The organism is Roseovarius aestuarii (assembly GCF_019966515.1).
Taxonomy (GTDB): domain Bacteria; phylum Pseudomonadota; class Alphaproteobacteria; order Rhodobacterales; family Rhodobacteraceae; genus Roseovarius; species Roseovarius aestuarii.
On the sequence record NZ_JAIMIB010000002.1, the window covers coordinates 1 to 26,476 of the forward strand.

Sequence of the window (26,476 nt, forward strand, 5' to 3'; positions counted from 1 at the left end):
CTTGGTGGTTACGATGAGCCAGAAACCCTCCCTTATCAAATCGCCTCAAAATGTCCCATGAGCGCTGACGTCAGACAACCTATTCACCGATCTGATGGCGGCAAAAACGAATTCTACGAGAACATGCGCAGAGTACGTGTCGGAGACATCGTTTTCTCATTTGCTAACACAAAAATTCAAGCGGTGGGCGTGTGCTCAGCTCCGGCAATATTTGCACCGAAACCAAATGAATTTGGAGCTGCTGGCGATGCATGGAGTGATGAAGGGTGGCGCGTGGCTGTGGCTTTCGATCGCTTGGCGAAGCCGTTGCATCCCAAGAAGCACATGAGCATTCTCGCCCCCGTATTACCTCAAAAGTACTCGCCAATTCGCTCAACCGGCGACGGTAACCAGGGCGCATATTTGGCATCCGTTCCTCAGGCAATGGCAGATGTCATAATTTCTCTATTGGGAGAGCAGTGGTCCGCCTTAGCGTCGCTGTCCAAAGATTGCCTCGAGACTGAAGAACTTGCTCTGGAACGGGCAGAAAAGACAGTCGAGAATGTAATCAGGAATAAAACTGACATTACTGAAACCGAGAAAATTCAACTTGTACGATCGCGTATAGGGCAAGGAATATTTCGTCGGAACCTGGAAAGCTTAGAAAGTGAATGTCGCGTTACGGGAGTTTCAAATCTCAGGCATTTGAGAGCTAGCCATATCAAACCTTGGCGAGCATCTACAAACTTCGAAAAGCTCGACGGCAACAACGGCCTTCTTCTGAGCCCACATGTCGACCACCTATTTGATCAGGGGTACATCAGTTTCACAGACCAGGGTGAAATCTTGATTTCAAACGAAACAGACAAAGAGACATTGGCACTCTGGAATATCGACGTTTCCGTCAAGTTTAGTGACTTTCGGACGGAGCAATTGTGTTATCTAGCCTTTCATCGTGAGAGCGTTTTTAGAAGCTGAAACCTACCGTCATTATGTCTGACGTCTCACCTAAGGACGCGGGTGTAGCTCAGGGGTAGAATAAGAGACTTTAGGTGCAAAAGCACCAAAGTCCTCGCCAGAGCAGCATGCTCTGAGCACCTTGCCATGTCTCTAGGATTCGAAATGAATAGTGATTTGGTCAAAATCTAGATTAGGCGTTCACACCCATTTGTGTGAACGTCGTTGATTTCGGTGGCAATTGGAGCTACACAAAGACCCGTAAGTCTTTGATTTAATTGGAGCGGGTGATGAGATTCGAACTCACGACATTTACCTTGGCAAGGTAACGCTCTACCCCTGAGCTACACCCGCGTCCTTGGGTGAGGCGTGAGATATAAACTCTGGCGGTTCCCTGCAAGCGAAAATCGCATCCGGGGTGGAAATTTTTCGATACGCGCGGTGCGATACGGCATGGCTCTTACAAAAATCGCCGAAAGCGGCCGTGTCCCGGCAATACCAAAGTCGCAGCGGGCTAGGCGATATCTGACTTCTGAAGAGGGTGGAAACGCGCTACGCTGACAGTCAGAGGCGCCGGGAAGGCGCGGTATGGACATAAGGGAGAGAACTATGGCCGTTTACCTAATTGCACAGGTCAAAGTTACGGATGATGCGTGGATACCGGACTACGCCGCGAAAGTGCACGACATTGCCGCCAAGCACGGCGGGGAATATCTGAGCCGTAGTGCCAATATCACGCCTTTGGAGGGCGATGCGCCTGATGCAGACGTGGTTGCCCTGATCGAGTTTCCATCCGTGGACGCCGCACAGGCTTTCGCCGCAGACCCTGAATACGCCCCCTTTGCCAAGGCCCGGCAAGACGGGACTGTCAGCAGCCTTTTCGTGGTGGATGATACTGATGCGACTGGTGGTATTCCATATCTTCCATCAGGCGCCACCTGAGACAAAGAAAACCGGCGCCCGCAACGGGGCGCCGGTCAGCTTGATGTGATTTACCCCGATCAGAGATTGCCGCGCGACACCTCGCCAGCGATATGTTCGGCTTGGCGGATTGCCAGGGCGACAATCGTCAAGGTCGGATTCTCGGCGGCCCCGGTGGTGAATTGAGAGCCATCCGAGACGAACAGGTTATCAATATCATGGGTCCGACCGTTGCTGTTGACCACGCCGTCCCTCGGGTTTTCCGACATCCGGTTGGTACCCAGGTTATGTGTGGACGGGTAGGGCGGTGTCGGGAATGTGCGTGTAGCACCCACCGCATCGTAGACCGCAGCGCCTTGTTTGTAGGCATGGTTGCGCATGGCGATATCGTTGGGGTGATCGTCGAAATGCACATTCGCCACCGGCATGCCGAACTGATCCTTGACGTCATGGTTCAGCGTCACGCGGTTGGTTTCCTGGGGCATGTCTTCGCCGACGATCCACATGCCTGCCATATTTTCATAGCTGTCGAGTGCAGTGGTGAACTCGCGCCCCCAACCGCCCGGATCAAGGAAAGCGGCCATGAAGGGTAGACCAAGGCCCAGTGTTTCCAACTCGTAGCCACCCACAAAGCCACGTGACGGATCATGTCGCGCCTCGTCCTGGATGATGCCCGCCATCGTCGTGCCGCGCCACATCCGGACCGGTTTGTCGAAAACACCGTAAACCGACCCGGTCATGTGACGCATGTAATTGCGCCCAACCTGGCCAGAGCTGTTTGCCAGCCCGTCGGGATACATTGACGTCGCCGAGTTCAGCAGAATGCGCGGGCTCTCATACGAGTTACCTGCAACGCAGACAGCCCGCGCCATCTGTTTGTGTTCATTGCCATCGGCATCGGCATAGATAACGCCGTTGACTTTGCCATCATCCCCATGCTCGATCCTGAGAACATGCGCTTTCTCGCGTACTTCCAGGTTACCGGTGGCCTCGCCGTTGGGGATGTCCGTGTAGGCCGCAGACCATTTGGCGCCCCATTTACATCCCTGGAAACAGAAGCCGGTTTGCTGACAGGCGGGGCGGCCATCATTGTCCTGGCTGTTGATCGCCATGCGACCGGTGTGAACCTCTTCATACCCAAGCTTTTTGGCGCCGGCCTCGAAAACCTTGTAGTTGTTGTTCCCGGGCAGGCCGGGCATGCCGTGGGTTCGCGTGACACCCAGCTTTTTCTCGGCCAGATCGTACCAAGGCGCCATTTCAGCGCCATCTATTGGCCAATCGAGCAGGTTTGCGCCCTGAACCTCGCCATAGGTCGTTTTCGCCTTCCACTCATGCTCCTGAAAGCGCAGCGAGGCACCAGCCCAGTGGGTGGTGGTGCCACCGACCGCCTTGACGATCCAGGCGGGCAGGCCGGAAAAGTCCTTGGCGACGCGCCAGTCGCCGGAGGTGGTGCGCGGGTCAAGCCAGGCCAGTTGCCCGAAGCTCTCCCACTCGTCGTTTACGTAATCCTCGGGCAGGTATCTGCCGCCCGCCTCAAGCGCGACGACGCTTACGCCGCGTTGCGCCAGCTCGTTGGCCAGAACGCCGCCACCGGCGCCTGTTCCGATCACGACAATTACATTGTCGTCGTTCATATCAAATGGTGCAGCCATAGTCTTAGTCTCCTTCGTTGGCTATGGCTTAAAGCCAGTTGATGTCGTCAAATCCGCGATCGATGTAACCGCCCTGGGAATAGGATTCGCCCTCATACCCAAAGAGTGGCCAAACAGCCTTTTGGTTATAAAGGCCGGTCACCAACCCGCCGCGAATCTGCTGGAAGAACGCGCTGTTTTCCATGTCGCGCAGGATGTCGACACGATCACGTTCCCACCCGATCGAGAGGTAATCGGCATGCCCTTTGCCGCGCGCCGCCGCATTAAGTGCGGCGATCCCGGCCTCGATCCCCTCAGCGGCCTCGGCGGTGTCATAGCCCTTGACGGCTGCCGCGTAGTATTCATCTGCCACTTGATCATGCGGGTAGATGTCGCGCGCCATCTGGATCAGCGTGGCCATGGTTTCAGGCTTCAACGCGGCCGTTTCCATCGCCCAGGCCGCATCGGCACCAGCCACAAAACCGCCGCCCACCACAAAGCTGGCGCCTGCCGTTATCGAGCGCGACAGCAGCTCTCGCCGTGTCAGCCCTTTCGGGTCTGCCATATCTTTCATATCGTTTCCTCCCTTATGTTTTGTCATTTGAAGCGCCCCCCGCGTTGCAACACTTCGATCTCGTAACCATCTGGATCGGCGACGAAAAAGAACTTTCCGACGAGTTCTCCATCGGGTGCGAATTCCACGATTTTTCTGGGGTTCAGACCTCCGGCAACAAACCGTGCATGCTCGGCTTCCAGATCTTCGACCAGAACAGCGAAATGGCCGTAACCATTGCCAAGATCGTAGGGATCGGACTGCCCCTTGTTGACGGTCAGCTCCAGCTCGAAACTGCTTTCGGAGTTGCTCAGGTAAACCAGCGTGAAGTTTTCGAAATCCAGCCGGTCGGCGACATCAAGGCCGAATGCGCGGTGATAGAAATCCAGCGATCGCGCTTCATCGAGCACACGAATCATGCTGTGGATGGCTTTGGCCATATCCTCCCTCCGGACTGCTATTGGTCCGGAAAGATTACCAACGCCTCAGCTTGCCGGGTAGTAAATGATTACTACGTGGGGGAATTCAGCTACTCAGCGGCGATCTGTGCGGTGTCGGATGCTTCGTTTGCTTCGCGATGGACCAGGCAGGTGCATCGCAGCAATGATGTGAAATTTTTGGGTTCACCATGTAATTCAAGCACTTCCGAGTGCAGTTTCGATACAAATGCCGGGGTTGTCAGGTCTTCGCTGCTGGCGATTTCGTCAATGATCCCCCAAAAGGACTTTTCCAGCCGGATGCTTGTGCTTTGGCCGTTCAGCCGCATACGGCGGGTTTCAAGCGCGTAACGTTCCGGGTCCTGTCCGGCAAATATTTGGCACATATGGTCTCTACTCCTGTGGCGTAACGGTCCGGTGATCCGGGCGCCGTGGCTGAGATAGAAAATAGCATGCTGGCAGAAAATTTCACCCGGAAAACCCGGTGCGGCTTTAGCCGCCTGCACGCCGACGCTTCTGGCGCAGCAGATTCAACCCCTCGACCGCACCGCCAAAGACCATCGCAGCATAGATAAAACCGCGTTCGACATGATAGTGAAAGCCGTCAGCCACCAGCGCCATGCCGACCATGACCAGGAAGGCAAGCGCCAGCATTTTCGTGCTGGGATGGGCCTCGACGAAATCGGCAATCGGGGTTGCGGCTATCATCATTACGACGATTGCCACACAGACCGCTGCAATCATCACTTCAAGGTGGTCGGCGATCCCGACCGCGGTGATGACTGAATCAACCGAAAACACCAGATCCAGAATCATGATCTGGAAGATGATCCCCAGAAAGACAGCCTCGACAACGCGCTCTTCGGCGGTGTCAATCTCGTCTCCTTCTACCTCATCGAATATCTCGGTGCTGGCCTTGTAGATCAGGAACAACCCGCCCGCGATCAGGATCAGGTCGCGCCAGGACATCTCCCACCCCATGATTGTTACGATGGGGGCGGACAGCCCAACAATCCACGAGATCGAAAACAGCAGAGCAATGCGCAGGACGAGCGCACCCATCAATCCCAGAAACCGCGCCTGTCGGCGCTGATGCTCCGGCAGTTTGGACGCGGCGATGGAAATGAAAATCACGTTATCCACACCCAGAACTATCTCGAGTATCGTCAGGGTCAGGAACGAGGCCCAGACCGCCGGATCATTCATTAATTCCAACATGGTGCAGGCCTTCCTTAACTAAGAGCGTGGCCGATATTCGCCAGTGCGGTGAGCAGCAACATCAGGAAAGTCAGTACCATGCCCACTTGGCGCATGGGCATCACCTGCGGTGTCGACCCCAATCCGAAGGCATGGATCAGGCGGCCTGCCAGCAGCATGACGCCTAACAGATGCAAAACCCATACCGGTGCGCCCTGCAATTCGGCCATCGCCAGCAGGATCAGCCCGATGGGCGCATATTCTGCGCAATTGGCCTGAACGCGCATGCGTTTGAGCAGGTTTTTGTCTTCGCCATCACCAAGTGAGACATGGGCGGCGCGCATGCGCAAAATGACACGTGCGCTGAGGAAAACCAGCAACAGGCCGATCAGACCGCCGTAAAGGGGGGTGATGGTGAGGCTCATGTCAACGACCTTTCGAAAAGAAGAGATGCGCGAACCATAGCGGATTCGCGCATCTTCGAAAGTTTTGACGTTAGGGAAAGCTGAACGCGCTTATTCCAGTTCGATCAGCAGATCCTTGGCATCAATCTGGCCGCTGGCCTGAACGTGCACGGCTTTGACCACCGCGTCACGTTCGGCGTAGATGCCGGTTTCCATCTTCATCGCCTCGATGGTCAAGAGCAGGTCGTCGGTCTTGACCTCTTGCCCTGCGGTCACGGCGACGCTGGCCACCACGCCAGGCATCGGCGCGCCCACGTGGTTGGCATTGCCCGGCTCGGCCTTGGGTCGCTGTGCGGTCTGCGATTTGACCAGACGGTTGGGCACGCGGATCACGCGGGGCTGGCCGTTGAGCTCAAAAAACACACGCACTTCGCCATCGTCCTGGGTTTCGCCCACAGCTTGCAGTCGGATTTCGAGGATCTTGCCGGGGTCGATCTCGACGCTGATCTCCTCGCCCGGCTCCATGCCGTAGAAGAAAGTGCGGGTGGGTAGGGTGCGGACCGGCCCATAGGTTCGGTGGCGTCCCATGTAGTCAAGAAACACCTTGGGATACATCAGGTAGCCGTTGAGGTCCTCGTCATCGACGGGCTTGCCCTCCAGTTCCTTGCTGAGCGCGGCGCGGGTGGCCTCCAGATCGATCGGTTGCAGATGCTTGCCGGGACGTTCGGTATTGGGCTTGTCGCCCTTGAGCACCTTGTTGACGATGGTGTCGGGGAAACCGCCTGGAGGCTGGCCCAGATTGCCACGCATCATGTCGACGACCGAGTCGGGGAAGGCCACGTCGACGTTGGCGTCCTCGACCTCGGCGCGGGTCAGGTTCTGGCTGACCATCATCAGGGCCATGTCGCCCACGACCTTCGAAGAGGGCGTTACCTTGACGATATCGCCGAACATCTGGTTGACGTCGGCATAGGTGCTGGCGACCTCGGGCCAGCGTTCTTCCAGTCCGACCGAACGCGCCTGCGCCTTGAGGTTGGTAAACTGGCCACCGGGCATTTCGTGCGAATAGACCTCCGAGGCAGGCGCAGCGAGGCCCGATTCGAACGCCACATACTGCGCGCGGACCTGTTCCCAGTAGTCGGACATTTCGCGCACATGTGCCATGTCGAGGCCGGTGTCACGCTCGGTATGGGCGAGCGCCTCGACAATCGAGCCGAGACAGGGCTGGCTTGTGCCACCCGAGAACGCGTCCATCGCCACATCGGCCGCATCAACCCCTGCATCCGCTGCCGCCAGAACAGAGGCGCCGGCAATGCCCGAGGTGTCGTGGGTGTGGAAATGGACGGGGATTTCGATGTCGTCCTTGAGCGCCTTAACCAGCACGCGCGCGGCGGCGGGTTTCAGCAATCCAGCCATGTCTTTCAGGCCTAGAATATGCGCGCCGGCATCCTGCATCTCCTTGGCCATTTTGACATAGTATTTCAGGTCATACTTGGCGCGGTCCGGGTCGAGGATATCGCCAGTGTAGCAGATTGTCCCTTCACAGATACGACCGGTATCATTCACCGCATCCATCGCGACGCGCATGTTTTCCACCCAGTTGAGACTATCGAACACGCGGAAGACATCAATACCGGTTTCTGCCGCTTGCCGGACGAATTCCTGCACGACGTTATCGGGATAGTTGGTGTACCCGACGCCGTTCGAGGCCCTGAGCAGCATTTGGGTCAACAGGTTGGGCATGGCGCGACGCAGGTCGCGCAGGCGCTGCCACGGGCATTCCTGAAGAAATCGGTAGGCCACGTCAAAGGTTGCTCCGCCCCAGCATTCGACGCTGAAAAGCTGCGGAAGGTTGGCGGCATAGCTGGGCGCGGCTTTCACCATGTCGATTGACCGCATGCGGGTGGCGAGCAGCGACTGGTGCCCGTCGCGCATGGTGGTATCGGTCAGCAGCAGGCGTTTTTCACCAAGCATCCAGTCGGCAACCGCCTTGGCGCCTTTTTCCTCCAGCAGCGTCTTGGTACCAACCGGTACCTCGCCTTGTGGGGCAGGGGGTTTGGGCAGTTTCACGTCCGCCGCTGTGCCGGCGCGCCCCTGGGTTTCGGGGTGTCCGTTCACAGTGATGTCGGCGATATAGGTCAGCACCTTGGTGCCGCGATCGCGGCGCTTGCCGAAATTAAAAAGTTCCGGCGTCTGGTCGATAAACTTGGTGGTATAGGTGTTGTCCAGAAACGTTGGGTGTTTCAGCAGGTTCTCGACGAAGGCGATATTGGTGCTGACCCCGCGAATACGGAACTCGCGTAAGGCGCGGTCCATCCGGGCAATCGCCGCGCCGGGGGTCTGGGCGTGGGCGGTGATCTTGACCAGCAGGCTGTCATAGTAGCGTGTGATCACACCGCCGGAATAGGCGGTGCCGCCATCCAGCCGGATGCCCATGCCCGTTGCCTCGCGGAAGGCGGTGATGCGGCCATAATCCGGTATGAAGTTGTTTTGAGGGTCTTCAGTGGTGATCCGGGTCTGCAGGGCGTGACCGTTGAGGCGCACATCATCCTGCGTCGGTTTGCCGGTCGCCTCGGCCAGGGTCTTTCCTTCGGCGATCAGGATTTGGGCCTGCACGATGTCCACATCGGTCACCTCTTCGGTGACGGTGTGTTCGACCTGCACACGCGGGTTCACCTCGATGAAGTAGAACTGGCCGCTGTCCATATCCATCAGGAACTCGACAGTGCCCGCGCACTCATAGTTCACGTGCTTGCAGATCTTGTAGCCAAGCTCGCAGATTTCTTTGCGCTGCAATTCGCTTAAGTATGGGGCGGGTGCGCGTTCAACCACCTTTTGGTTACGGCGCTGGACCGAGCAGTCACGCTCAAAGAGGTGGTACATGTTGCCGTGCTTGTCACCGAGAATCTGCACCTCGACATGGCGCGCTTTCAGGATCATCTTTTCCAGATAACCCTCACCATTGCCAAAGGCAGCTTCAGCCTCGCGGCGGCCTTCCAGCACTTTTTCTTCCAGCTCTTCAGGCTTCATGATCGGGCGCATGCCGCGTCCACCACCGCCCCAACTGGCCTTGAGCATGAAGGGATATCCGACCTCGTCCGCCTGCTGGCGGATAACGTCCATATCGTCGCCGAGAACGTCTGTGGCGGGGATCACGGGTACGCCAGCCTCGACCGCGACTTTGCGCGCACTGGCCTTGTCGCCGAGCGCGCGCATGGTTTCGGCCTTGGGGCCGATGAATGTAATGCCGTTGGCGACACAGGCATCAACGAAATCAGGGTTTTCCGACAAAAGGCCATAGCCCGGGTGGATCGCGTCCGCACCACATTCCTTGGCGACGCGGATGATCTCGTCAATCGAGAGATAGGCGGCAACAGGCCCCATGCCTTCGCCGATGCGATAGGCCTCGTCCGCTTTGAAACGGTGCAAGCCCAGCTTGTCTTCTTCGGCGAAGACCGCGACGGTGCGTTTACCCATTTCGTTGGCGGCGCGCATGATGCGGATGGCAATCTCGCCGCGGTTGGCAATCAGGATTTTCTTGAATTCTGCCACTGGCCGGTCCCCTGTTGTCCCAAATTTTCGCGTTAGGAACGGGGCTGGCGCGGGCTGAGATTTGCTGCGTTGCAGCGCCATTCCTGCCGCCTTGTAAGATTTGTGAAAGCTTTGCGCAATGCCCCAGCGTTAGCGGGTAACCCGTTCGCGACAGAACTTACCCGAAAGTGCGGTGTAAAAAGTCACAAGAGTGTTGATCAAAAATATTTAACATCAAATATATGAGTATCAAAGTTAATGTTTATAGGGTGGAGCGGACTACTCGCTCTCGATCACCCGATTACGGGCATCTGCCAGTGTCTTTGTCCCCAACTGCCCCATATTGGATTGCAGATCGGCGCGCAGAATGTTGATCAGATGCGCGGGGCCTTTGTCACCAAGCGCGGCCAGCGCATAGTGCCACGCGCGGCCCAGCATAACAAAATTTGCCCCCAATGCGACGGCACGCAAGATATCAAGCCCGCCCGAGAGGCCGCCATCAAGGATGATCGGCAGTTTTGTGGCTGCCCGAATGCCGCCCAGAACGTCAATCGTCGCCGGCACGGCATCAAACTGGCGACCGGCGTGGTTTGAGATCCAGATTGCGTCAATGTCTTCGGCTTCAAGGCTTTCCGCGTCCTCGGCGCGCAAGACACCCTTGATGATCATCGGGCCCTTCCACGCATCGCGTAGCCAGCGCAAATAGTCCCAGTCAGGCGAGGTGCGCAGCATATAGCCTGCGTGGCTGTTGGAGGGCAGGCCTTTGGTTTCACCTGCATAGCTGTCAATCAACCGCATGCGGGGCATCCCCATTCGCGCCATTCCCATGGTCCAGGCGGGGCGCAGTGCGATCTGCGCCAAAATGCGCGGGGTCAGGCGTGGCGGTGTCATCAGGCCCGATCGTACCTGCCGTTCACGTCTGGATGCCACCGGCACATCGACGGTCAGTATGAGCGTCCGAAACCCTGCAGCGCGGGCGCGGTTCAACATATCGGTTCGGATGTCGGGATCGCGCGGCGGGTACATCTGGAACCAGCCATGATCGCCCATCACAGGCCCAACATCTTCGGGCGTGCGGCTGGCCACGGTCGACAGGCAATAAGGTATGCCGGCATCGGCTGCGCTGCGCGCCAGAATACGCTCGGCATCCGGCCAGATCAGGCCGGACATTCCGACCGGGGCGATGCCAAAAGGCAGCGGTAGTCTCTGCCCGAGGAAATCTACGCTCAACTCCGGCTCAAACTCGCCATGCAGGATGGATGGCATGAGTAGTCGCGCATCCAGTGCCGTCCGGTTCCGGTCGCGGGCCTTTTCAGCGCCGGTGCCGCTATCGAGAAACTCCCAGACAAAATGCGGCAGTCGCTGTTTCGCCTTCTGGCGCAAATCGTCTAGTGCCGGGTATCTTGACATGAGGTCCATGCCCTGTTGTCCGTGCAGAAACGGGGCTTGTCCATATGGAATTTTACGGCAGGTTCGCTATTCCGCGCCCAGGCTGTGCGGCTTTTTCGGTGGCGGGTTCTGGGGCGTGGCTTCGGTGGGCTCTGAAAGCTCTGCGACAACCACCTGGTTACGCCCGTTATCCTTGGCTTTATAGAGCGCCTCATCTGCGACCCGCAACAGATCCTGCGGCATACGCCCATGTGCCGGATAGCTGGCAATACCAGCGGAAATGGTGATTTTGGGCAAGGCTTTCTCACCATAGCGAACCGATATCGCAGTGACTTCGCGGCGCAGGGTTTCAATACGTTCCTTCAAGTTGTCGAGGGTCAGGTTCGGCAATAGCAGCATGAACTCCTCGCCCCCCATCCGGCAGGCAACTTCATCGCCATCGCACTGCTTGATCAGCAGGTCGCCCACCGCCCGCAGCACCATATCGCCTGCATCATGCCCGTGGTTGTCGTTGAATTTCTTGAAGTGGTCCACATCGATATAGACCGTGTGGAGAGCTGACCCGTTGCCATCCGCCTGCGCGATCAAGCGACGCATGCTGTCAAGCATGTGGCGGCGGTTGAAAAGTCCGGTCAGAGGGTCCCGGATGGAGCGGTCCTCCAACTGGTCGCGCATGCGCACATTGGCGATTGCCATCGAAATCTGCTCGGCACACATCTGCGCCAGGCGGCGGCTGTCCTCGAACGCCTCTTCCGTGGCATCCGCGTGTCTCTTGAGATGCATGAGGCCAACAGTTTCCCCCAGAGCGAGGATGGGAAAGCAGAAATAGGGCCGCCCATCGTTCGGCTCGGTATGTTCGCAGGCGAAATCCACTTCGCTTTGTCCGTAGTGATAGGAACGCCCGCGCCGCAAACCCCAGCACGCTTCGGGGTGAATATGATCACGATGCGAGCCACCGTTCCACGAGGCGGAGCCATCCAGCACATCGCGCGAGTTTGAGTAGACATAGAGCGATCCCTCGCTCTCCGGCAGAATGTGCAGCATGAACCGGGCAACCATGTCAAAAAGCTCGCTCAGCGACCGGCTCGATTGCAGCCATTCGTTCAATTCGCCCAACAGCCGCACTTCGCGCGCAAGTCGCATCTGACGTTGCATCATTTCGCGTTCTTCGCGAGTGCGGTTTTCCAGGTTTTTCAGCTGGATGCGTGACGACCGGATGATCAGCCCGATGGCGATCAGCATGAGCGACAGGATGATGCCGACCGCGACGGATATCCAGCGGCTGACGCGATCAAGGAATATGTCGTGAATCGACGAGACGTCCGTATGGAATTTCACGGCGCCCAACCGGGTATCTCCATCCATGACCGGCACATAGATTTCATAGACGGTACGATGGTCGCCATCGTATAAATGCACCCCGTGCCCGTCCATCTCTTCATTCTCACCGTGATTGACATGCAGATGCAAAAGAACCACCTCACCGCGCGCGAGCGCCTGACCGGTTTCATGCGACATGTCCGATTTGCCGATGTCATCGGGATGGCTGGACCAGAAGGTGTTTCCTTCGGTGTCGATGAATGTGAACCGATAGTAGTCTGACACTTTCGGGATCATCGAAAGCAGTTGGATATCGGTATCGGTCAGGATCTGGTTTTCAAAGGTGCGGGTGCTGTTTTCCAGCTGCGATAATGTGCGCGTGCGCCACTTTTCCGCCAGCGACCGGAATTCCGTTTCCAAGAGCCAGCAGACGATCGGTTCTGGCGCATGCCGGACAACGACGAACGAAGCGCCCAGGCTTGCCAGCAAGAATGCTGCCAAAAAGGCGGGCCGAAACCATGAGCGACCCGTGCCTGCATCTGTGTTCATCGTATTCTCCTGCGCATGTCCGCAAGGGGGCAGAATGCCAATGCTCTGTGTGCATAGGCTTAACGAAATCGGGCAATCATATGATTGATCGGTTGCATTCGATGCAATTTTGCAAAGTATTCATCATGCGGAACATTCTGCGAACGTCTCTTTCCCTTCGCAGCGGGTGGCGCTATTCTTGCCGACATGAGCAGTTTTGACGATTCCGACGCCTTTGAAGGCGCTTCACTGGCCGCCCGGGCGATGGCGGCGCGCCCGATGCCTTATCTGGACGGGCTGAACCCGGAGCAGCGCAAGGCGGTCGAGACATTGGAGGGCCCGGTTCTGATGCTGGCGGGGGCAGGGACCGGCAAGACCAAGGCACTGACCAGCCGAATCGTGCATCTGTTGAATACCGGCACGGCGCGACCCAATGAGATCCTGGCGGTGACTTTCACCAACAAGGCCGCGCGCGAGATGAAAGAGCGTGTCGGACGGATGCTGGGGGAGGCGGTTGAAGGCATGCCCTGGCTAGGTACTTTTCACTCGATTTGCGTGAAGCTGCTGCGTCGCCATGCCGAACTTGCGGGTCTGAAATCTAACTTCACCATTCTGGATACCGATGATCAGTTGCGGCTGCTGAAACAATTGGTTTCGGCGGCGAATATCGACGACAAGCGCTGGCCCGCACGGGCGCTAGCCTCCGTCATAGACAATTGGAAAAACCGCGCCTGGACGCCCGATAATGTGCCCGCATCCGAGGCCGGGGCTTATGACGGCAAGGCCCCCGCTCTCTACAAGCTTTACCAGACCCGGCTGAAAGAGCTGAACGCCGTTGATTTCGGCGATCTTCTTTTGCATGTGGTGACGATTTTTCAGACCCATGACGACGTGTTGCAGCAATATCAGCGCTGGTTCCGCTATATTCTGGTGGACGAGTATCAGGACACCAACGTCGCGCAGTATCTGTGGCTTCGGTTGCTGGCGGGGGGGCACAAGAACATTTGTTGCGTGGGGGACGACGATCAGTCGATCTATGGCTGGCGCGGCGCCGAAGTGGGCAATATCCTGCGGTTTGAAAAGGATTTTCCCGGCGCGCATGTGGTGCGGTTGGAGCAGAACTACCGCTCGACCCCGCATATTCTGGCGGCCGCCTCTGGTGTGATCGCGGGCAACAAGGGACGTCTGGGCAAGGAGCTTTGGACCGATGTGGAAGACGGAGAAAAGGTCAGGCTGATTGGCCATTGGGATGGCGAGGAGGAGGCGCGTTGGATCGGGGAAGAGGTTGAGGCGATGCAGCGCGGCACCCGTGGTTTGTGCGCCTTCGGTCTCAATCAAATGGCGATCCTCGTGCGTGCCTCGCACCAGATGCGCGCGTTTGAGGATCGGTTCCTGACCATCGGATTGCCCTACCGCGTGATTGGCGGGCCGCGCTTTTACGAGCGGATGGAAATCCGCGATGCCATGGCCTATTTCCGGCTGGTGACGTCGCCCTCGGATGATCTCGCGTTCGAGCGGATCGTGAACACGCCGAAACGCGGTCTGGGTGATAAGGCGCAGCAGAAAATCCAGATGGTGGCGCGGCAGAACGGGGTGCCGCTGATTGATGGCGCGCGGATATTGCTTGATGAAAAGGGCCTGACCGGCAAGGGGGCGTCCGAACTGGCCAAGCTGCTGGAGGGCCTGACTCGCTGGGGCCGCATGACCGGTGACAAGCAGATAACCCATATGGAACTGGCCGAGATCATCCTGGATGAAAGCGGCTACACCGAGATGTGGCAGAATGACAAGACGCCCGAGGCCCCGGGGCGACTAGAGAACCTCAAGGAGTTGATCAAGGCGCTGGAGCAGTTCGAGAATCTGCAGGGCTTTCTCGAACATGTCAGCCTGATCATGGATAATGACAGCCAGGAGGCGGGCGAGAAAGTCTCGATCATGACGCTGCATGCCGCCAAGGGGCTGGAGTTTCCCGCCGTCTTCCTGCCGGGATGGGAGGACGGGCTTTTTCCCTCGCAACGCTCGATGGATGAAAGCGGGCTCAAGGGCGTCGAGGAAGAACGCCGGCTGGCCTATGTCGGCATCACCCGCGCCCAGGAGGTCTGCACGATCAGCTTTGCCGGCAATCGCCGGGTCTTTGGGCAGTGGCAATCGCAAATGCCTTCGCGGTTTATTGACGAGCTGCCCGAAGCCCATGTCGATGTGCTGACGCCACCTGGGCTATACGGTGGCGGATACGGCGCGGCGGGGATGGAAAGCACGATCGAGACCCGGGCCGCCGAGGCCAATGTCTATAACTCTCCCGGCTGGAAGCGCCTGCAATCGCGCGCGGGCCAGCGGCCTGTTGCGCAGCCCGCCGAGAGCCGCCATTCGGTGATCGACGCGGAAGCGGTCAGTTCGCACACCGTAGGAGAGCGGGTGTTCCACCAGAAATTCGGCTATGGGGCAATTATCGGGATTGAAGGCGACAAGCTTGAGATCGCGTTTGAGAAAGCGGGCACCAAGAAGGTCGTGGCCCGCTTTGTCAGCAGTTCGGATGATATTCCGTTCTAGCGGCGGACACGTGCAGCCTAGTCCGGTGTGACAACGTTGAATTCGATTGACGCGAACCATGCGGCGAGATCTCGCACGTCGTCATCTGTCAGCGGCTCGGAAATCAGTGTCATGCGCCGGTCCTCGCGGGCGCCGTCGCGGTAATCCTTGAGGCTTTTCTCAAGATAGAGCGACGGTTGGCCTGCGAGGTTTGGCACTTCGGGGTCTTTTGAAAGGCCGAACTTGCCATGGCAGGCGGAACATTGACGGGCAAGTTTTCGACCGTTTTCCACATCAGCCGCACTGGCCGGAAATGTCAGTGACGCAAACAGGAAAAGACAGATAAACAAGCGGTACATGGCGGCTCCGATGCGGGAGGCTGGCCGGGACATCGCCCCGGCCAGCCTGTTCATTTATTCAGAATAGCTGATCCGGTAGATCGCATTGGCAAAATCGTCCGAGACCAGGAGCGATCCGTCCTTCATCTGGGCGACATCGACAGGGCGGCCATCATATTCACCGTTTTCGTCGATCCAGCCTTCGGCGAAGGGTTCCATCGTAGCATTGCCCTCATCGTCGATGAAGGTCACCATGACCCGCGCCCCGGCGGGCTCTGTCCGGTTCCACGACCCATGCTGAGCCGAGAATATGGCGTTCTTGTATTTCGCCGGGAACATCTTGCCGGTGTAGAAGGTCATGCCCAGATCGGCGGCGTGGGCGATGGTTTCCACCGCCGGATGAACAACGTCGACAGGGACTTCCTGACCGGCATATTCGTTGGTACGCACGGTGCCGCCACCAAACCATGGATGGCCGAAATGCTGGCCCTTCTCGGTCTGGCGGTTAAGCTCGCCGGGCGGAATATCATCGCCCATGCCGTCAACCTGATTGTCGGTCCACCAGAGCTCTCCGGTTTCGGGGTGGAAGTCATGGCCGACCGAGTTGCGCACGCCATAGGTGTAGACTTCGCGGTTTGACCCATCGCGGTCCATACGGATGATGCCGCCGATGCCGGTCTCTTTGTAGAGCTCGGCCTTTTCCTCCGGTGCGACATTGAAGGGCTGACCCAGCGACACATACAGCTTGTCGTCGGGGCCAACCTTGATCACCCGCGCGGTGTGGTTATAGCTTTCCTCCTCGACCGGGATCAGTTCTCCCTGCGGCACGATCGGCACGGCCACCACATCCGGGCTTTCGTGGAAAAACTCTGCCGCCGGATAGAGCATCAGACGATTGCGCTCGGCGATATAGAGAAAACCGTCCTTGGTGAAGGCGACGCCGTTGGGGATATCGAATTCGAGGCTGGGGGCGAAGTCCTTGACCTCATCGGCAACCCGGTCGCGATTGCGGTCCATGACCGCCCAGACCTTGGATTTCTTGGTGCCGACAAAAAGCACGGTTCCTTGTGGGGCCATCGCCATGTGGCGGGCGTCTGGCACCAGCGCATAAAGCTCGATCTTGAAGCCCGCGGGTAAGGAAATGCCTTTGAGCACCTCGCGGATGCTGTCGGCTTCAGGTGCTTTCTGGTCGATATAGGTATGGTCCTTTGTCCCGGTAACCTTGAACGCCCCAAGCTTTTCCAGATTGGATTGTGAAACAGCGGGGGCAGCAAGAAGACCGATCAAAGCGGTGGCACTTAACAAATATTTCATAATTCACTCCCTTTTTTGTCGGATCGCAAAAGGTTAGCGAAAATCTCGTATTATGTCGTCACGTACATTTGTCGTAACTAAATTACTGCTTGTCTGACGGCTGACTTTATCGCTGGCGTGCTTTCAGCCAAGCGGACCAGTTGTTTGGGCTTCCGGCAAAGACGTTCAGATCAACTTCTTTGCCGATTCCGTCGATGAGGCCGGTACCGCTATATTGCCAGAAGCTCCAGCGCTGCTGGGGATAGGCCTGTGCCGGTGTTTTCGCGGTGCTGCGCAGCCAGAATTCCTCGTTCTTGAGGCGGTCGAGGCCCGCATCGCGGTAGAATTGCGGTGTGGTGTAGATGATCGGGCGTTGGCCATAGCGACGCTCAACCATGTCCATGAACACTTTCATCTGGCGCCGCACCTCATGCCCCGGGGGGCGGACCTTGGCGCAGGTGGGCGAAAACGGGTTCCATTCCATGTCGAGCACCGGGGGCAGGGTGCCCTTGTTTTTGGGAACATTGCGGATGAACCAGCGGGCCTGCACTTCGGGCGGGGTGCAGAAATAGTAGAAATGATAGGCCCCGCGCGGAATGCCCGCCCGTTTGGCGCCGCGCCAGTGATCCTTGAACAGCGGGTCCAGCAGGTCGCCACCCTCTGTTGCTTTCATGAAGACAAAGCTGACCCCGGCGCGACGGGCCTTGCGCCAGTCGATCTCGCCCTGAAAACGCGCGACATCAATGCCGTGTATCTGGTAGCGGTCTGGCGCGCGCCCGGTCCAGTTGACCGGCTTGCTATCCCCAAAGCGGACGGTTGCGGGCGTGCCTGCGTCGGCTCTGGTCTGGGCATAGGCCGGCAGCGCGGAGGCGCAGGCAAGCAGGAAGGGAAGAAGCAAATGTGCAAGTCGTGGCATCAGGGTGTCTCCGCTGGGCGCTCACTGATCAGGGTCAGGTTGTTGGCAGGCATGTCAACTGTTGCGATGAGCGTAAGCCCTGCGTCGGCCAACCAGTGCCGAATGTCATCCAGATCCTTGTAACCGATTGCGGGGTCTGACGCCCGCAGGCTGGCGTCAAAGCTGGCATCACCATCGGAGATGGCTATGCCGTTCCGCAAGAAAGGGCCATAAAGGACGAAGCGCCCGTTTGGGGTAAGCGCTTGGCCTACCTCTGAGATAAGCGTGCGGGCCTCGGGCGTGCTGATCAGATGCAAGAGGTTAACAAGCACGATCAGGGTCTGCGCTGCGTGCTGGTTGGCCCATCCGACCTTGGTGGCGTCAAGATGGGTCGCGGGCAGAATGTTAGGCGCATCCGTCGCCCAGGCATCAATGCTGGCGCGCCTTTGCCCGTCCACATCGCTGGGCTGCCAGATCAGGCCGGGCAGGAGCGGTGCCCAATGCGCCACATGCTGGCCGGTACCGCTGGCAATCTCGATCGCGTTCCCGCGTTTGGGTGCGAACCTAACGACCACATCACAGAGGGCCTGCATGTTGCGTTCGGCCGACGGGGCGTGCAGCCGGTCGCTGTCGATCTTTTCCGCGACCGACGCATTGGGTGGTACTTGCCGACTTTGGTTCATGGCCTTGTTGTCCCAGATGCGAGGCTTCAGACTGTCACGGAGGCGCCCGAAGGAAAAGGCCGTTTTCAGGCTTTCAGCGACTTCTCTCCAGCTGGCGATGTTCCAGGGTATTAACCTGCAATTTACGAAATTTTTTTTCAGAAACCCGCGGTGATCCCGTGAGCCTGAATTTGAATGCGTTGCCCAAATGTAAGAGTACGCATGTTTTTTTGAGGATTTTTCGTATCGAATGCCGGGTTTGCATGCCCTGTCACAATCTGTCCACACTCGTACCTAATTTCCGGCGTATTAACCCTGAAATGTTATTACTTGAAGGGTATTGGAGGAGCGGACGATGGGCTTTGTCGCGGAACTGCCGACTGCAACAAGAACAGATAAACGTTATTTGACCGGTTTATGCGGCGAGGCGAACGTACGCACCCCGCTGGGCGCACGCCATGTTGAGATCCTGCATCCCGGTGACATGGTCGTCACCCGCGACAATGGATTGCAACCCGTGCGCATGATCTGGCGCCGCACCGTGAATGCCGCTGAAATGCGCGAACGGCCTGATCTGGCGCCCATCCGTCTCAAACCGCGCGCCGTGGGTCCGATGATGCCGATGCGCGATCTGCGGATCGCCTGCGGCCACCGCGCCCTGATCCCCGGCTACCGGATTTCCGGCGTCGCCGATGTGCAATCCTGCCTGATGCGTGTTGGCGCCCTGGCTGAGGTCAGTGATGACGCCTTCGTCGATATGGGCGAGGAAACCGTGACCTACTACAACTTGATCTTCGACAATCAGGAAGTATTCTGCGCTGAGGGGTTGCCGGTCGAAAGTTTCCGACCGTCTCCCAAGTCGATCGCCGAAATGGACGTGGCGGCGCGCGATGAGTTGATGGAGATATTTCCTCATATCTCGCCCAAGCGCTGCGCCTATCCCGGCTTGCCGCATCCCACTGCCCAGGCGCGCGCCTACCGGCCCGATTGCGCCTGAGCAAGAACCGCCCGAGCTAGAGGCCCAGGTTCGTTTCCGGGCTTTCCCGGTATTGCGATCGCTAAGGCCGGTTTTCGGGCCGGAATACCGCTCAGCTTCGAAATCACCAAGAATCGAGTTAATCTCCTGAATCATCATGGAATTTCTTGGCTGACTCATGTATGGCTTACGTATGGATTTGAGCCGTATAACGGGCCAGTTTGCGCGGGTTGTTAACAGGGCAACCATAAGGGCAGTACGGCGGCGGGCGCATGTTTATCCGCTGGAAGCAGGGCGCCGCGCGAAAGGTGGTTAAGCGTAGAAAGCCACCGTCAACATTTGGCACAACAGAGGGAGGTGCCCGGCCGCGGGTAGGCATCGGGACGCCTAAATCTGCTGCTTTATTGCGAGGTACTCATCCAACAAATGAAGGTTGCATTACGTCTTGAAGGAGCCCGCCCATGGGGCGACCGGGCTCTGCCCGGCGGTGCAAGCGCCTTGATTCCGGGCCGGAGTGCGAAATACGCCAAGGGCTCACAGCGACCACAGGTGATTTTGCCGGGTTTAGGATCGCCGCCCTTCGCTAGCATTCCCCAAAGCGGTACCGATCTTGGGTGGTGACCAACGACGCTGACCGCGAAGGACGCGGAACAGGCCACCTGTTGTATGTTAGTCTACAATATCCGTTGGACAGAAACGTCGGTCACCGCTTTTCCGCGTCGCGGACATAGCTGCCATTGGCCTTCGACAACCCAATTCCTGCTTCAGATTGCGTACACTGAAATCACATCAATATCTGGGGCGCAGACTTAGCTGGCGTAGGTCATTGTTGCGCACGGTATTCCAAGCTCTTAGACAACGTGCATGGTAAATGTCATTCAACAGTTCGAAAGCGCATTCACATGTGATGAATTTCCGCATGCGATGTTCTACGAATTCGAGATCGGCCTCCGCTTCGAGTTGGGTGGCGAGGAAGTTTCGACCTCTCGTCCGATTAAACGCTTCATCCAAGCCTTTGAACGAGCTGATGCTGTCTCTTCAGAGCTGTTTGAGAAATCAAAGTCCCTTTGGCTACTGTCCTCTTCGTATAGTGATGACTTGCCAAAAAAGAAGCGTCTTAAGCCCTTTAAACTTTGTGGGATTCGTAGCGCTTCATTTAGATACCTTGGGGCTACTCCTCAACAGGACGAAAACCAAAGCAAGGAGTTAGGCTCAGACCTTTATCGCCATTGGGACGCTGCGGAACTCGATGGACGGGATAGGCTTCGAGAGGTCCTTTGGCTCGCTCTGGGCTCAGAACTCGGGGTCAGGCCAACTGTTCAAGCGAAGATATACATCGTTGATTTTGAGAGGAACATTGCGCTCCATCCATATGACGATCGTGGAATGGATGTTGTCTCGATGGATAAGAATATCTCTCCGACCTGTATGAGACCCATAAATCATGGCTGCTCGAATACGACATCTCACGTATGAGGGCCGTTTTCGAAAGCAGCGAATGATACGAAGCCGACATACGCGCAGGCTGCAGCATTCTGTAATTCGGGCTCTTTGCAGAAATTCATACGCATCAGAAAACCCCCGCTTGAGCGGGGGTTTGGGTGATGGCGCGTCGGGGGTTATTGTGGAATGTCGCCTTCCAGCCCTTCGACATAGAAATTCATGCCTGCGAGCGTGGCGTCGTCTGCCGCTTCGCCATCGGCCAGCCAGTCGCTGCCGTCCTGCTTTTTCAGCGGGCCGGTGAAAGGGTGGTAATCGCCCGACGCGATCGCGTCTTTCATTGCCAGCGCCTCGGACTTCACGTCGGCAGGCACGGCATCGCTGATCTCGCCGATTTCAACCATGCCGGGGGCGATGCCGTCCCAGGTGTTCACGCTTTCCCATGTGCCGTCCATCACCGCCTGTGTGCGGGCGATATAATAAGGCGCCCAGTTGTCGATGATCGAGCTGACGCGCGGCAAGGGCGCATATTCACCCATGTCCGAGGCCTGGCCAAAGGTGATCACGCCGCCGGCTTTCTCGGCCGCCGCCTGCGGGGCAGTCGAATCCGTATGCTGCAGGATCACGTCGGCACCCTGTTCAATGAGCGCGGTGGCGGCATCGGCCTCTTTCGCGGGATCGAACCATGTATAGGCCCAGATGATCTTGAACTCGACATCCGGATTGACGCGTTTGGCGTGGATATACGCGGAGTTGATGCCACGGATCACCTCGGGGATCGGGAAGGAGGCGATATAGCCGATCACGTTCGACTTGGTCATCTTGCCTGCGATATGGCCCTGCACGGCCCGGCCTTCGTAGAAGCGCGCGGAATAGACCGACATGTTGGGCGCGGTCTTGTAGCCGGTGGCGTGTTCGAACTTCACGTCGGGAAATTTGCCCGCCACGCTCAAGGTCGGCTCCATATAGCCAAACGAGGTGGTAAAGATCAGGTCCGCGCCTTGCAGCGCCATTTGGGTGATTGCGCGTTCGGCGTCGGCGCCTTCGGGCACGCTTTCCTGATAGACGGTTTCTACCGCGTCACCGAAATGTTGCTCGACCGCAAGGCGGCCCTTGTCATGTTCATAGGTCCAGCCGCCATCGCCGATGGGGCCGACATAGATGAAGCCTACCTTGGTCTTGTCCTGGGCGCCGGCACTTGTCGCCAGCCCAAGGGCCAGCGCAGCGCCGGTCAGAAGGTTCGTCAGTTTCATATGGTTCTCTCCCTGTTTTGTCTTGTTGGGGCGTCAGCCCGAAGCGTGGAAGATGCGGCCAAGCGAGGCGGGTGCGCGGGCGCGGTCCGCCGACATGATGACCAGCACCAGAATGGTGATCAGATAGGGCGACATTGAAAGATACTCGACCGGAATATCAACCCCCGCCGCCTGCAGGTTGAGCTGCAGCACGGTGACGCCGCCGAAAAGATAGGCGCCAAGCAGCACGCGCCCCGCCTTCCAGCTGGCAAAGACCACGAGGGCAAGCGCGATCCAGCCCGCCCCGGCGGTCATGCCTTCGGTCCATTGCGGCACCCGGACGAGGCTGATATAGGCGCCGCCCAACCCCGCACAGGCGCCGCCGAAAAGGATTGCCATGACCCGCACCCGCACCACCTTGTAGCCAAGCGCATGGGCGGCCTCGTGGTTTTCCCCGACCGCGCGCAGGATCAGCCCGCCGCGGCTGTATTTCAGGAACGCCCAGACTGCGAGCACCAGCGCCAGGCCGACATAGACCATCAGGTCATGGGCAAAAAGGATTGGGCCCAGCACCGGGATATCGCCCAGCAGCGGGATATCGAGCTTGGCCGTCGGCGGCGGTTTGACCCCGACATAGCCCTGTCCCATCAGTGAACTCAGCCCCAGCCCGAACAGCGTCAATGCAAGGCCCGAGGCCACCTGATTGGCCAGCGCAAACTGGGTGAGCAGGGCAAAGAGGGACGAAAGGAGTGCGCCGCCGACGGCGGCGGCGAGAAAGCCCAGCAGCGGTGATCCGGTCTCGACCGCCACCGCAAAGCCGCAGATCGCGCCGGTGATCATCATCCCCTCGACGCCAAGGTTCAGCACGCCCGCGCGTTCGGCTACAAGTTCGCCCAATGCGGCGATCAGGATCGGCGTGGCGGCGACCATCAGCGAGGCCAGTAGCAGGATCGGGTTGATCGAGGAAAGATCCATCAATACAGTTCCGTGGGTAAACAGCGAACAAAGCGGTCTTGATCGTTCTTGGGTTGAGGTCTCATGATGAAGTCAATGGGGTCGCCCTGTGTAGCGCTGCCCAACCATTTGGTCTTATCAGGTGTGTTGCCAAGCTTAACATGAAGCATTTTGTTCGCTGCCTAGGTCCAATCACCGTTCGCTTCGAAGCCCGCCCCGTCAAACCACTTGCCACGGGCATTCACGATATGCTCTCCTGTTTCGGTCTTTCTAAGAGACAGCCGGAAAACCGCTTCTGACGCGATGTAGCTGTCCCTGTCACCAATTTGCGCGTCAAACCCCATGCATATGTATCCCGCAGATGTCGAAGTGGCGGCCATGATGACTAACGCGGCAAGGACGATATTGCTCACTGCGCCACCTCCACCTTTTTGAACCGAACACGGAAATTGGTCAGCACGTCCACCGCCAGCAGGAAGAACAGCAGCATGCCCTGAAAGAGCTGGATCGCGGCGGCGGGCAGGCCCATGTTCGACTGCGCAATCTCACCCCCGATATAGGTCAGCGCCATCAGCAGACCTGCCAGCAGAATGCCTACCGGATGCAACCGGCCCAGAAACGCCACGATAATCGCGGTAAAGCCGTAGCCCACATTGAAATCGATACTGATCTGTCCCGAGGGGCCAGCGACCTCGAAAAGCCCCGCCAACCCGGCCAATGCACCGGAGGTGCCGAGGCAGAAAAGGATCAGCAGGCGCGGGCGCACCCCGGCAAAACGCGCGGCGCGGGGCGCCTGCCCGGTGAGCCGGATATGATAGCCCAGAATGTGCCGATTGAGCAGGATATAGGCGAAGATCACCGCGATAAATGCGGCGACGACCCCCCAATGCATGCCCGATCCGGCAATGATCTCGGCATTATGCGCCGAGGGGTATTGCTGCAGGTTGCGGCTGCCCGGAAAACCGAAACCCTCGGGGTTTTTCAGCGGCCCAAGCGCCATTGCGGCCAGAAGCTGCTCGGCCACATAGACCAGCATCAGCGAGACCAGGATTTCATTGGTGCCAAAGCGCACTTTCAGCAGCGCCGGGATCATCGCCCAGGCGCAGCCGCCAAGCAGGCCCGCCAACACCATCAGCGGGAAAATAATAAAGCTTTCCGTGGGATAAAACGCAAGGCCCACGGCGGCGCCGCAGATCGCGCCGATGATATACTGGCCCTCGGCGCCAATGTTCCAGATGCCGGCGCGGAACCCCAGGCTGAGGCCGATGGCGATCAGAACAAGCGGCGCGCCTTTGACCAGCAATTGCGGGCGATAATAAAAGGAAAACTCGCCAAATATCGGCTCCCAGAAGATCGTGCGGATGGCTTCCAGCGGCGGCTTGCCCAGAAGGCCGAACAGCAAGCCGCCCGCGATCATCGTCACCACAACCGCAATCAGCGGCGTCAGCCAGGACCAGAAACCCGAGGGCTGGGGACGTTTCTCCAGCTTCAGCATAGCCGCGCTCCTGCTTCTTCTGGGCAAAAATAGTCAAAATCCGCACGATCAGACATGCGCGACCTCCATCCCGTGGGCGCCGCCCATCATCAGGCCGATCTCATCGACGCTCAGCCCCTGTGCCGGGCGGATGCCCGACAGCCGCCCCTCGTTCAACGCGCAGAACCGGTCGGAGATTTCCATCAGCTCATCCAGATCCTGTGAGATGCAGATCACCGCCGTCCCGCCTGCGGCCAGATCCAGCAGCGCCTGCCGGATCGAGGCGACGGCGGCGGCATCCACGCCCCAGGTCGGCTGGTTCACCACCAGCACCTCGGGGCGTTGCAGCACCTCGCGGCCGATCACGAATTTCTGCAGGTTGCCTCCCGACAGCGAGCGCGCGGCATTTTCCGGCCCCGGGGTGCGGACATCGAATTCCTTGATGATCTTCTCGGCAAACCCGCGCGTGTCGGCCCATTTCAGAAAGCCGCGTGTCATCAGGTTCTCACGTTGCGCCCCGGTCAGCAGCGCGTTTTCAATCAGGCTCATATCTGGCGCGGCGGCATGGCCCAGCCGTTCCTCGGGCGCGCTGAGCAACCCCATCTCGCGCCGCGCGGTCGGGCTCATGCGGCCGATCGGCTGGCCTTTCAGTTTCACCGCTTCCGCGTCACTCAGCAATTCACCGGAAAGCGCGCCGAGCAATTCGTCCTGTCCGTTGCCCGCCACCCCGCCAATGCCCAAGATCTCGCCCGCCTGCACCGAAAAGCTGACCCCCTTCAGCGAGGTGCCAAAAGCGCCGGGGGAGACCAGCGACAAATCCGCCACCTCAAGCGCCACTTCGCCCAGTTCACGACCAGCGCGGGCAGGGGCTTCGAAGGCGCTGCCGACCATCATCTCGGCCATTTCCCGCGCCGAGGTGTCACGCGGTATACAGGTACCGACATTCTTACCCAACCGTAGGATCGTCGCGGCATCACAAAGCGCACGGATTTCTTCGAGCTTGTGGGAGATATAAAGGATAGCTACCCCCTCGGCGGTTAGTTTGCGCAGGGTGGCAAAGAGGATTTCAACCTCTTGCGGGGTCAAAACGCTGGTGGGTTCGTCCATGATCAACAGACTGGGATCCTGCAAAAGACAGCGAATGATCTCGACCCGCTGGCGCTCTCCGGCGGAAAGGTCGCCCACCATGCGAGTGGGATCAAGTGGCAGCCCGTAGGTTTCGCTGACCTCGCGAATGCGCGTGGCCAGATCGCTTTGCTTGGGTGGAGTTTCCATACCAAGTGCTACGTTTTCGGCTACGTTGAGCGCGTCAAAAAGTGAGAAATGCTGGAACACCATCGCCACGCCAGCAGCGCGGGCGGCGCGCGGCTCGGACGGGGCAAAGCCCGCCCCCTTAAACGTCATTGTACCACTGTCGGGCTTGACCAGCCCGTAGATCATCTTGACCAGGGTGGATTTGCCCGCACCGTTTTCGCCTAGAAGCGCGTGCACTTCACCCGCGCCAATCTCAAAAGACACATTGTCGTTGGCAACAACGCCCGGATAAGCCTTGGTCAGCCCGCTGATCGTCAGGAGCGGTGTGCTCATGTGCCCGGCCTTGCCAGCAGGATGGCGCATATTTCCACTGTTTTCCCCCGCAGTAGAAAGAAGTCTTTCATCACGCGTATTCCGCCGCCTTACCTCCGCCTCTTTATCTGCGATCCTCGATGCGGCGCAGAGGATCGCGGGCTTTCCCGTCTGTCAGGCTACGCGGGCACATCCCCTTTTGGCAAGCATTGGATCAATCGCGCGTTTGAGTGCATGACCTCCTTTTGTGAGAGGCGGTCGCCGCCGATA

23 protein-coding genes and 1 tRNA gene are annotated in these 26,476 nt (G+C 58.4%); 5 read left to right on the top strand and 19 right to left on the bottom strand.

The features are described from left to right. Positions 1–957, top strand: a 957-nt coding sequence (locus LC334_RS03115; RefSeq protein ID WP_223412867.1) for an HNH endonuclease, incomplete at its 5' end; no start/stop codon positions are given. Positions 958–1,215: 258 nt separating this feature from the next. On the opposite strand, the gene LC334_RS03120 is transcribed toward LC334_RS03115, so the two are convergent. After that, positions 1,216–1,290 (bottom strand) — tRNA-Gly (locus LC334_RS03120). A gap of 255 nt (positions 1,291–1,545) precedes the next feature. Here LC334_RS03120 and LC334_RS03125 point away from each other — a divergent pair. Continuing rightward, positions 1,546–1,878, top strand: coding sequence for a DUF1330 domain-containing protein (locus LC334_RS03125; RefSeq protein ID WP_085798808.1), 333 nt, complete (start codon positions 1,546–1,548; stop codon positions 1,876–1,878). Positions 1,879–1,937: 59 nt separating this feature from the next. Here LC334_RS03125 and LC334_RS03130 read toward each other — a convergent pair whose 3' ends face one another. The 9 genes from LC334_RS03130 to LC334_RS03170 all read right to left on the bottom strand — a co-directional run bounded on the left by LC334_RS03130 (position 1,938) and on the right by LC334_RS03170 (position 12,868). Next, complete coding sequence (locus tag LC334_RS03130) at positions 1,938–3,509, bottom strand: GMC family oxidoreductase (RefSeq protein WP_085798809.1); 1,572 nt, start codon at positions 3,507–3,509, stop codon at positions 1,938–1,940. A 28-nt stretch (positions 3,510–3,537) separates the two neighbouring features. Continuing rightward, positions 3,538–4,062 (bottom strand): Twin-arginine translocation pathway signal, encoded by a 525-nt coding sequence (locus tag LC334_RS03135; RefSeq protein ID WP_085799144.1) that lies wholly within the window; start codon positions 4,060–4,062, stop codon positions 3,538–3,540. Positions 4,063–4,085: 23 nt separating this feature from the next. Next, on the bottom strand, positions 4,086–4,481 hold the full coding sequence (locus LC334_RS03140; RefSeq protein WP_085798810.1) for a VOC family protein: 396 nt from the start codon (positions 4,479–4,481) through the stop codon (positions 4,086–4,088). Positions 4,482–4,570: 89 nt separating this feature from the next. Then, positions 4,571–4,864: a ribbon-helix-helix domain-containing protein gene (locus LC334_RS03145; protein ID WP_085798811.1), complete on the bottom strand. Its 294-nt coding sequence runs from the start codon at positions 4,862–4,864 to the stop codon at positions 4,571–4,573. 106 nt (positions 4,865–4,970) lie between these two features. After that, positions 4,971–5,696 (bottom strand): TerC family protein, encoded by a 726-nt coding sequence (locus LC334_RS03150; RefSeq protein ID WP_085798812.1) that lies wholly within the window; start codon positions 5,694–5,696, stop codon positions 4,971–4,973. Positions 5,697–5,710: 14 nt separating this feature from the next. After that, on the bottom strand, positions 5,711–6,100 hold the full coding sequence (locus LC334_RS03155) for an MAPEG family protein (RefSeq protein WP_085798813.1): 390 nt from the start codon (positions 6,098–6,100) through the stop codon (positions 5,711–5,713). A gap of 90 nt (positions 6,101–6,190) precedes the next feature. Further along, on the bottom strand, positions 6,191–9,631 hold the full coding sequence (locus LC334_RS03160; protein WP_085799145.1) for a pyruvate carboxylase: 3,441 nt from the start codon (positions 9,629–9,631) through the stop codon (positions 6,191–6,193). A gap of 258 nt (positions 9,632–9,889) precedes the next feature. Then, complete coding sequence (locus LC334_RS03165) at positions 9,890–11,029, bottom strand: alpha-hydroxy acid oxidase (protein WP_085798814.1); 1,140 nt, start codon at positions 11,027–11,029, stop codon at positions 9,890–9,892. Positions 11,030–11,086: 57 nt separating this feature from the next. Further along, complete coding sequence (locus LC334_RS03170) at positions 11,087–12,868, bottom strand: sensor domain-containing diguanylate cyclase (protein WP_085798815.1); 1,782 nt, start codon at positions 12,866–12,868, stop codon at positions 11,087–11,089. Positions 12,869–13,054: 186 nt separating this feature from the next. Here LC334_RS03170 and LC334_RS03175 point away from each other — a divergent pair, with 186 nt between their 5' ends. Beyond that, entirely contained in the window at positions 13,055–15,397 is a 2,343-nt protein-coding gene (locus tag LC334_RS03175) for an ATP-dependent helicase (RefSeq protein WP_085798816.1), read from the top strand. A 17-nt stretch (positions 15,398–15,414) separates the two neighbouring features. On the opposite strand, the gene LC334_RS03180 is transcribed toward LC334_RS03175, so the two are convergent. The 4 genes from LC334_RS03180 to LC334_RS03195 form a co-directional block, all read right to left on the bottom strand. Beyond that, positions 15,415–15,789: a c-type cytochrome gene (locus LC334_RS03180; RefSeq protein WP_223412868.1), complete on the bottom strand. Its 375-nt coding sequence runs from the start codon at positions 15,787–15,789 to the stop codon at positions 15,415–15,417. Continuing rightward, positions 15,790–17,028, bottom strand: a complete 1,239-nt coding sequence (locus tag LC334_RS03185) for a PQQ-dependent sugar dehydrogenase (protein ID WP_085798817.1) — start codon at positions 17,026–17,028, stop codon at positions 15,790–15,792. Between the two features lie 106 nt (positions 17,029–17,134). Next, positions 17,135–17,923, bottom strand: a complete 789-nt coding sequence (locus LC334_RS03190) for a glycoside hydrolase family 25 protein (protein ID WP_085798818.1) — start codon at positions 17,921–17,923, stop codon at positions 17,135–17,137. Further along, complete coding sequence (locus LC334_RS03195) at positions 17,923–18,585, bottom strand: DUF938 domain-containing protein (protein ID WP_085798819.1); 663 nt, start codon at positions 18,583–18,585, stop codon at positions 17,923–17,925. Before LC334_RS03195 ends, LC334_RS03190 begins: the two co-directional genes overlap by 1 nt. Positions 18,586–18,919: 334 nt before the next feature. Here LC334_RS03195 and LC334_RS03200 point away from each other — a divergent pair, with 334 nt between their 5' ends. Together LC334_RS03200 and LC334_RS03205 are read left to right on the top strand one after the other, a co-directional pair. Further along, positions 18,920–19,561: a Hint domain-containing protein gene (locus LC334_RS03200; protein WP_085798820.1), complete on the top strand. Its 642-nt coding sequence runs from the start codon at positions 18,920–18,922 to the stop codon at positions 19,559–19,561. 843 nt (positions 19,562–20,404) lie between these two features. Next, entirely contained in the window at positions 20,405–21,016 is a 612-nt protein-coding gene (locus tag LC334_RS03205; RefSeq protein ID WP_085798821.1) for a DUF3885 domain-containing protein, read from the top strand. 143 nt (positions 21,017–21,159) lie between these two features. On the opposite strand, the gene LC334_RS03210 is transcribed toward LC334_RS03205, so the two are convergent. The 5 genes from LC334_RS03210 to LC334_RS03230 all read right to left on the bottom strand — a co-directional run bounded on the left by LC334_RS03210 (position 21,160) and on the right by LC334_RS03230 (position 26,227). Continuing rightward, complete coding sequence (locus tag LC334_RS03210; protein ID WP_085798822.1) at positions 21,160–22,233, bottom strand: BMP family ABC transporter substrate-binding protein; 1,074 nt, start codon at positions 22,231–22,233, stop codon at positions 21,160–21,162. A 33-nt stretch (positions 22,234–22,266) separates the two neighbouring features. Beyond that, positions 22,267–23,187, bottom strand: coding sequence for an ABC transporter permease (locus LC334_RS03215; protein ID WP_085798823.1), 921 nt, complete (start codon positions 23,185–23,187; stop codon positions 22,267–22,269). A 161-nt stretch (positions 23,188–23,348) separates the two neighbouring features. Continuing rightward, positions 23,349–23,579, bottom strand: coding sequence for a hypothetical protein (locus LC334_RS03220; RefSeq protein WP_085798824.1), 231 nt, complete (start codon positions 23,577–23,579; stop codon positions 23,349–23,351). Beyond that, the gene (locus tag LC334_RS03225; RefSeq protein ID WP_085798825.1) at positions 23,576–24,661 is read right to left on the bottom strand and encodes an ABC transporter permease; all 1,086 of its coding nucleotides are present in this window, start codon (positions 24,659–24,661) and stop codon (positions 23,576–23,578) included. The genes LC334_RS03220 and LC334_RS03225 overlap by 4 nt, the downstream gene beginning before the upstream one ends. Before the next feature lie 48 nt (positions 24,662–24,709). Next, positions 24,710–26,227 carry an ABC transporter ATP-binding protein gene (locus tag LC334_RS03230; protein WP_085799147.1) on the bottom strand — a complete coding sequence of 506 codons (1,518 nt, stop codon included), beginning with the start codon at positions 26,225–26,227 and terminating at the stop codon, positions 24,710–24,712. Positions 26,228–26,476 lie beyond the last annotated feature (249 nt).

Excerpts from the sequence above, each read along its gene's own strand:
- LC334_RS03155 (WP_085798813.1), bottom strand. The coding sequence starts at position 6,100 with ATGAGCCTCACCATCACCCCCCTTTACGGCGGTCTGATCGGCCTGTTG.
- LC334_RS03190 (WP_085798818.1), bottom strand. The coding sequence starts at position 17,923 with ATGCCACGACTTGCACATTTGCTTCTTCCCTTCCTGCTTGCCTGCGCC.
- LC334_RS03195 (WP_085798819.1), bottom strand. The coding sequence starts at position 18,585 with ATGAACCAAAGTCGGCAAGTACCACCCAATGCGTCGGTCGCGGAAAAG.
- LC334_RS03125 (WP_085798808.1), top strand. The coding sequence starts at position 1,546 with ATGGCCGTTTACCTAATTGCACAGGTCAAAGTTACGGATGATGCGTGG.
- LC334_RS03175 (WP_085798816.1), top strand. The coding sequence starts at position 13,055 with ATGAGCAGTTTTGACGATTCCGACGCCTTTGAAGGCGCTTCACTGGCC.
- LC334_RS03135 (WP_085799144.1), bottom strand. The coding sequence starts at position 4,062 with ATGAAAGATATGGCAGACCCGAAAGGGCTGACACGGCGAGAGCTGCTG.
- LC334_RS03215 (WP_085798823.1), bottom strand. The coding sequence starts at position 23,187 with ATGGATCTTTCCTCGATCAACCCGATCCTGCTACTGGCCTCGCTGATG.
- LC334_RS03140 (WP_085798810.1), bottom strand. The coding sequence starts at position 4,481 with ATGGCCAAAGCCATCCACAGCATGATTCGTGTGCTCGATGAAGCGCGA.
- LC334_RS03170 (WP_085798815.1), bottom strand. The coding sequence starts at position 12,868 with ATGAACACAGATGCAGGCACGGGTCGCTCATGGTTTCGGCCCGCCTTT.
- LC334_RS03225 (WP_085798825.1), bottom strand. The coding sequence starts at position 24,661 with ATGCTGAAGCTGGAGAAACGTCCCCAGCCCTCGGGTTTCTGGTCCTGG.
- LC334_RS03145 (WP_085798811.1), bottom strand. The coding sequence starts at position 4,864 with ATGTGCCAAATATTTGCCGGACAGGACCCGGAACGTTACGCGCTTGAA.
- LC334_RS03210 (WP_085798822.1), bottom strand. The coding sequence starts at position 22,233 with ATGAAACTGACGAACCTTCTGACCGGCGCTGCGCTGGCCCTTGGGCTG.
- LC334_RS03230 (WP_085799147.1), bottom strand. The coding sequence starts at position 26,227 with ATGAGCACACCGCTCCTGACGATCAGCGGGCTGACCAAGGCTTATCCG.
- LC334_RS03180 (WP_223412868.1), bottom strand. The coding sequence starts at position 15,789 with ATGAACAGGCTGGCCGGGGCGATGTCCCGGCCAGCCTCCCGCATCGGA.
- LC334_RS03185 (WP_085798817.1), bottom strand. The coding sequence starts at position 17,028 with ATGAAATATTTGTTAAGTGCCACCGCTTTGATCGGTCTTCTTGCTGCC.
- LC334_RS03200 (WP_085798820.1), top strand. The coding sequence starts at position 18,920 with ATGGGCTTTGTCGCGGAACTGCCGACTGCAACAAGAACAGATAAACGT.
- LC334_RS03165 (WP_085798814.1), bottom strand. The coding sequence starts at position 11,029 with ATGGACCTCATGTCAAGATACCCGGCACTAGACGATTTGCGCCAGAAG.
- LC334_RS03150 (WP_085798812.1), bottom strand. The coding sequence starts at position 5,696 with ATGTTGGAATTAATGAATGATCCGGCGGTCTGGGCCTCGTTCCTGACC.
- LC334_RS03130 (WP_085798809.1), bottom strand. The coding sequence starts at position 3,509 with ATGGCTGCACCATTTGATATGAACGACGACAATGTAATTGTCGTGATC.
- LC334_RS03205 (WP_085798821.1), top strand. The coding sequence starts at position 20,405 with ATGGTAAATGTCATTCAACAGTTCGAAAGCGCATTCACATGTGATGAA.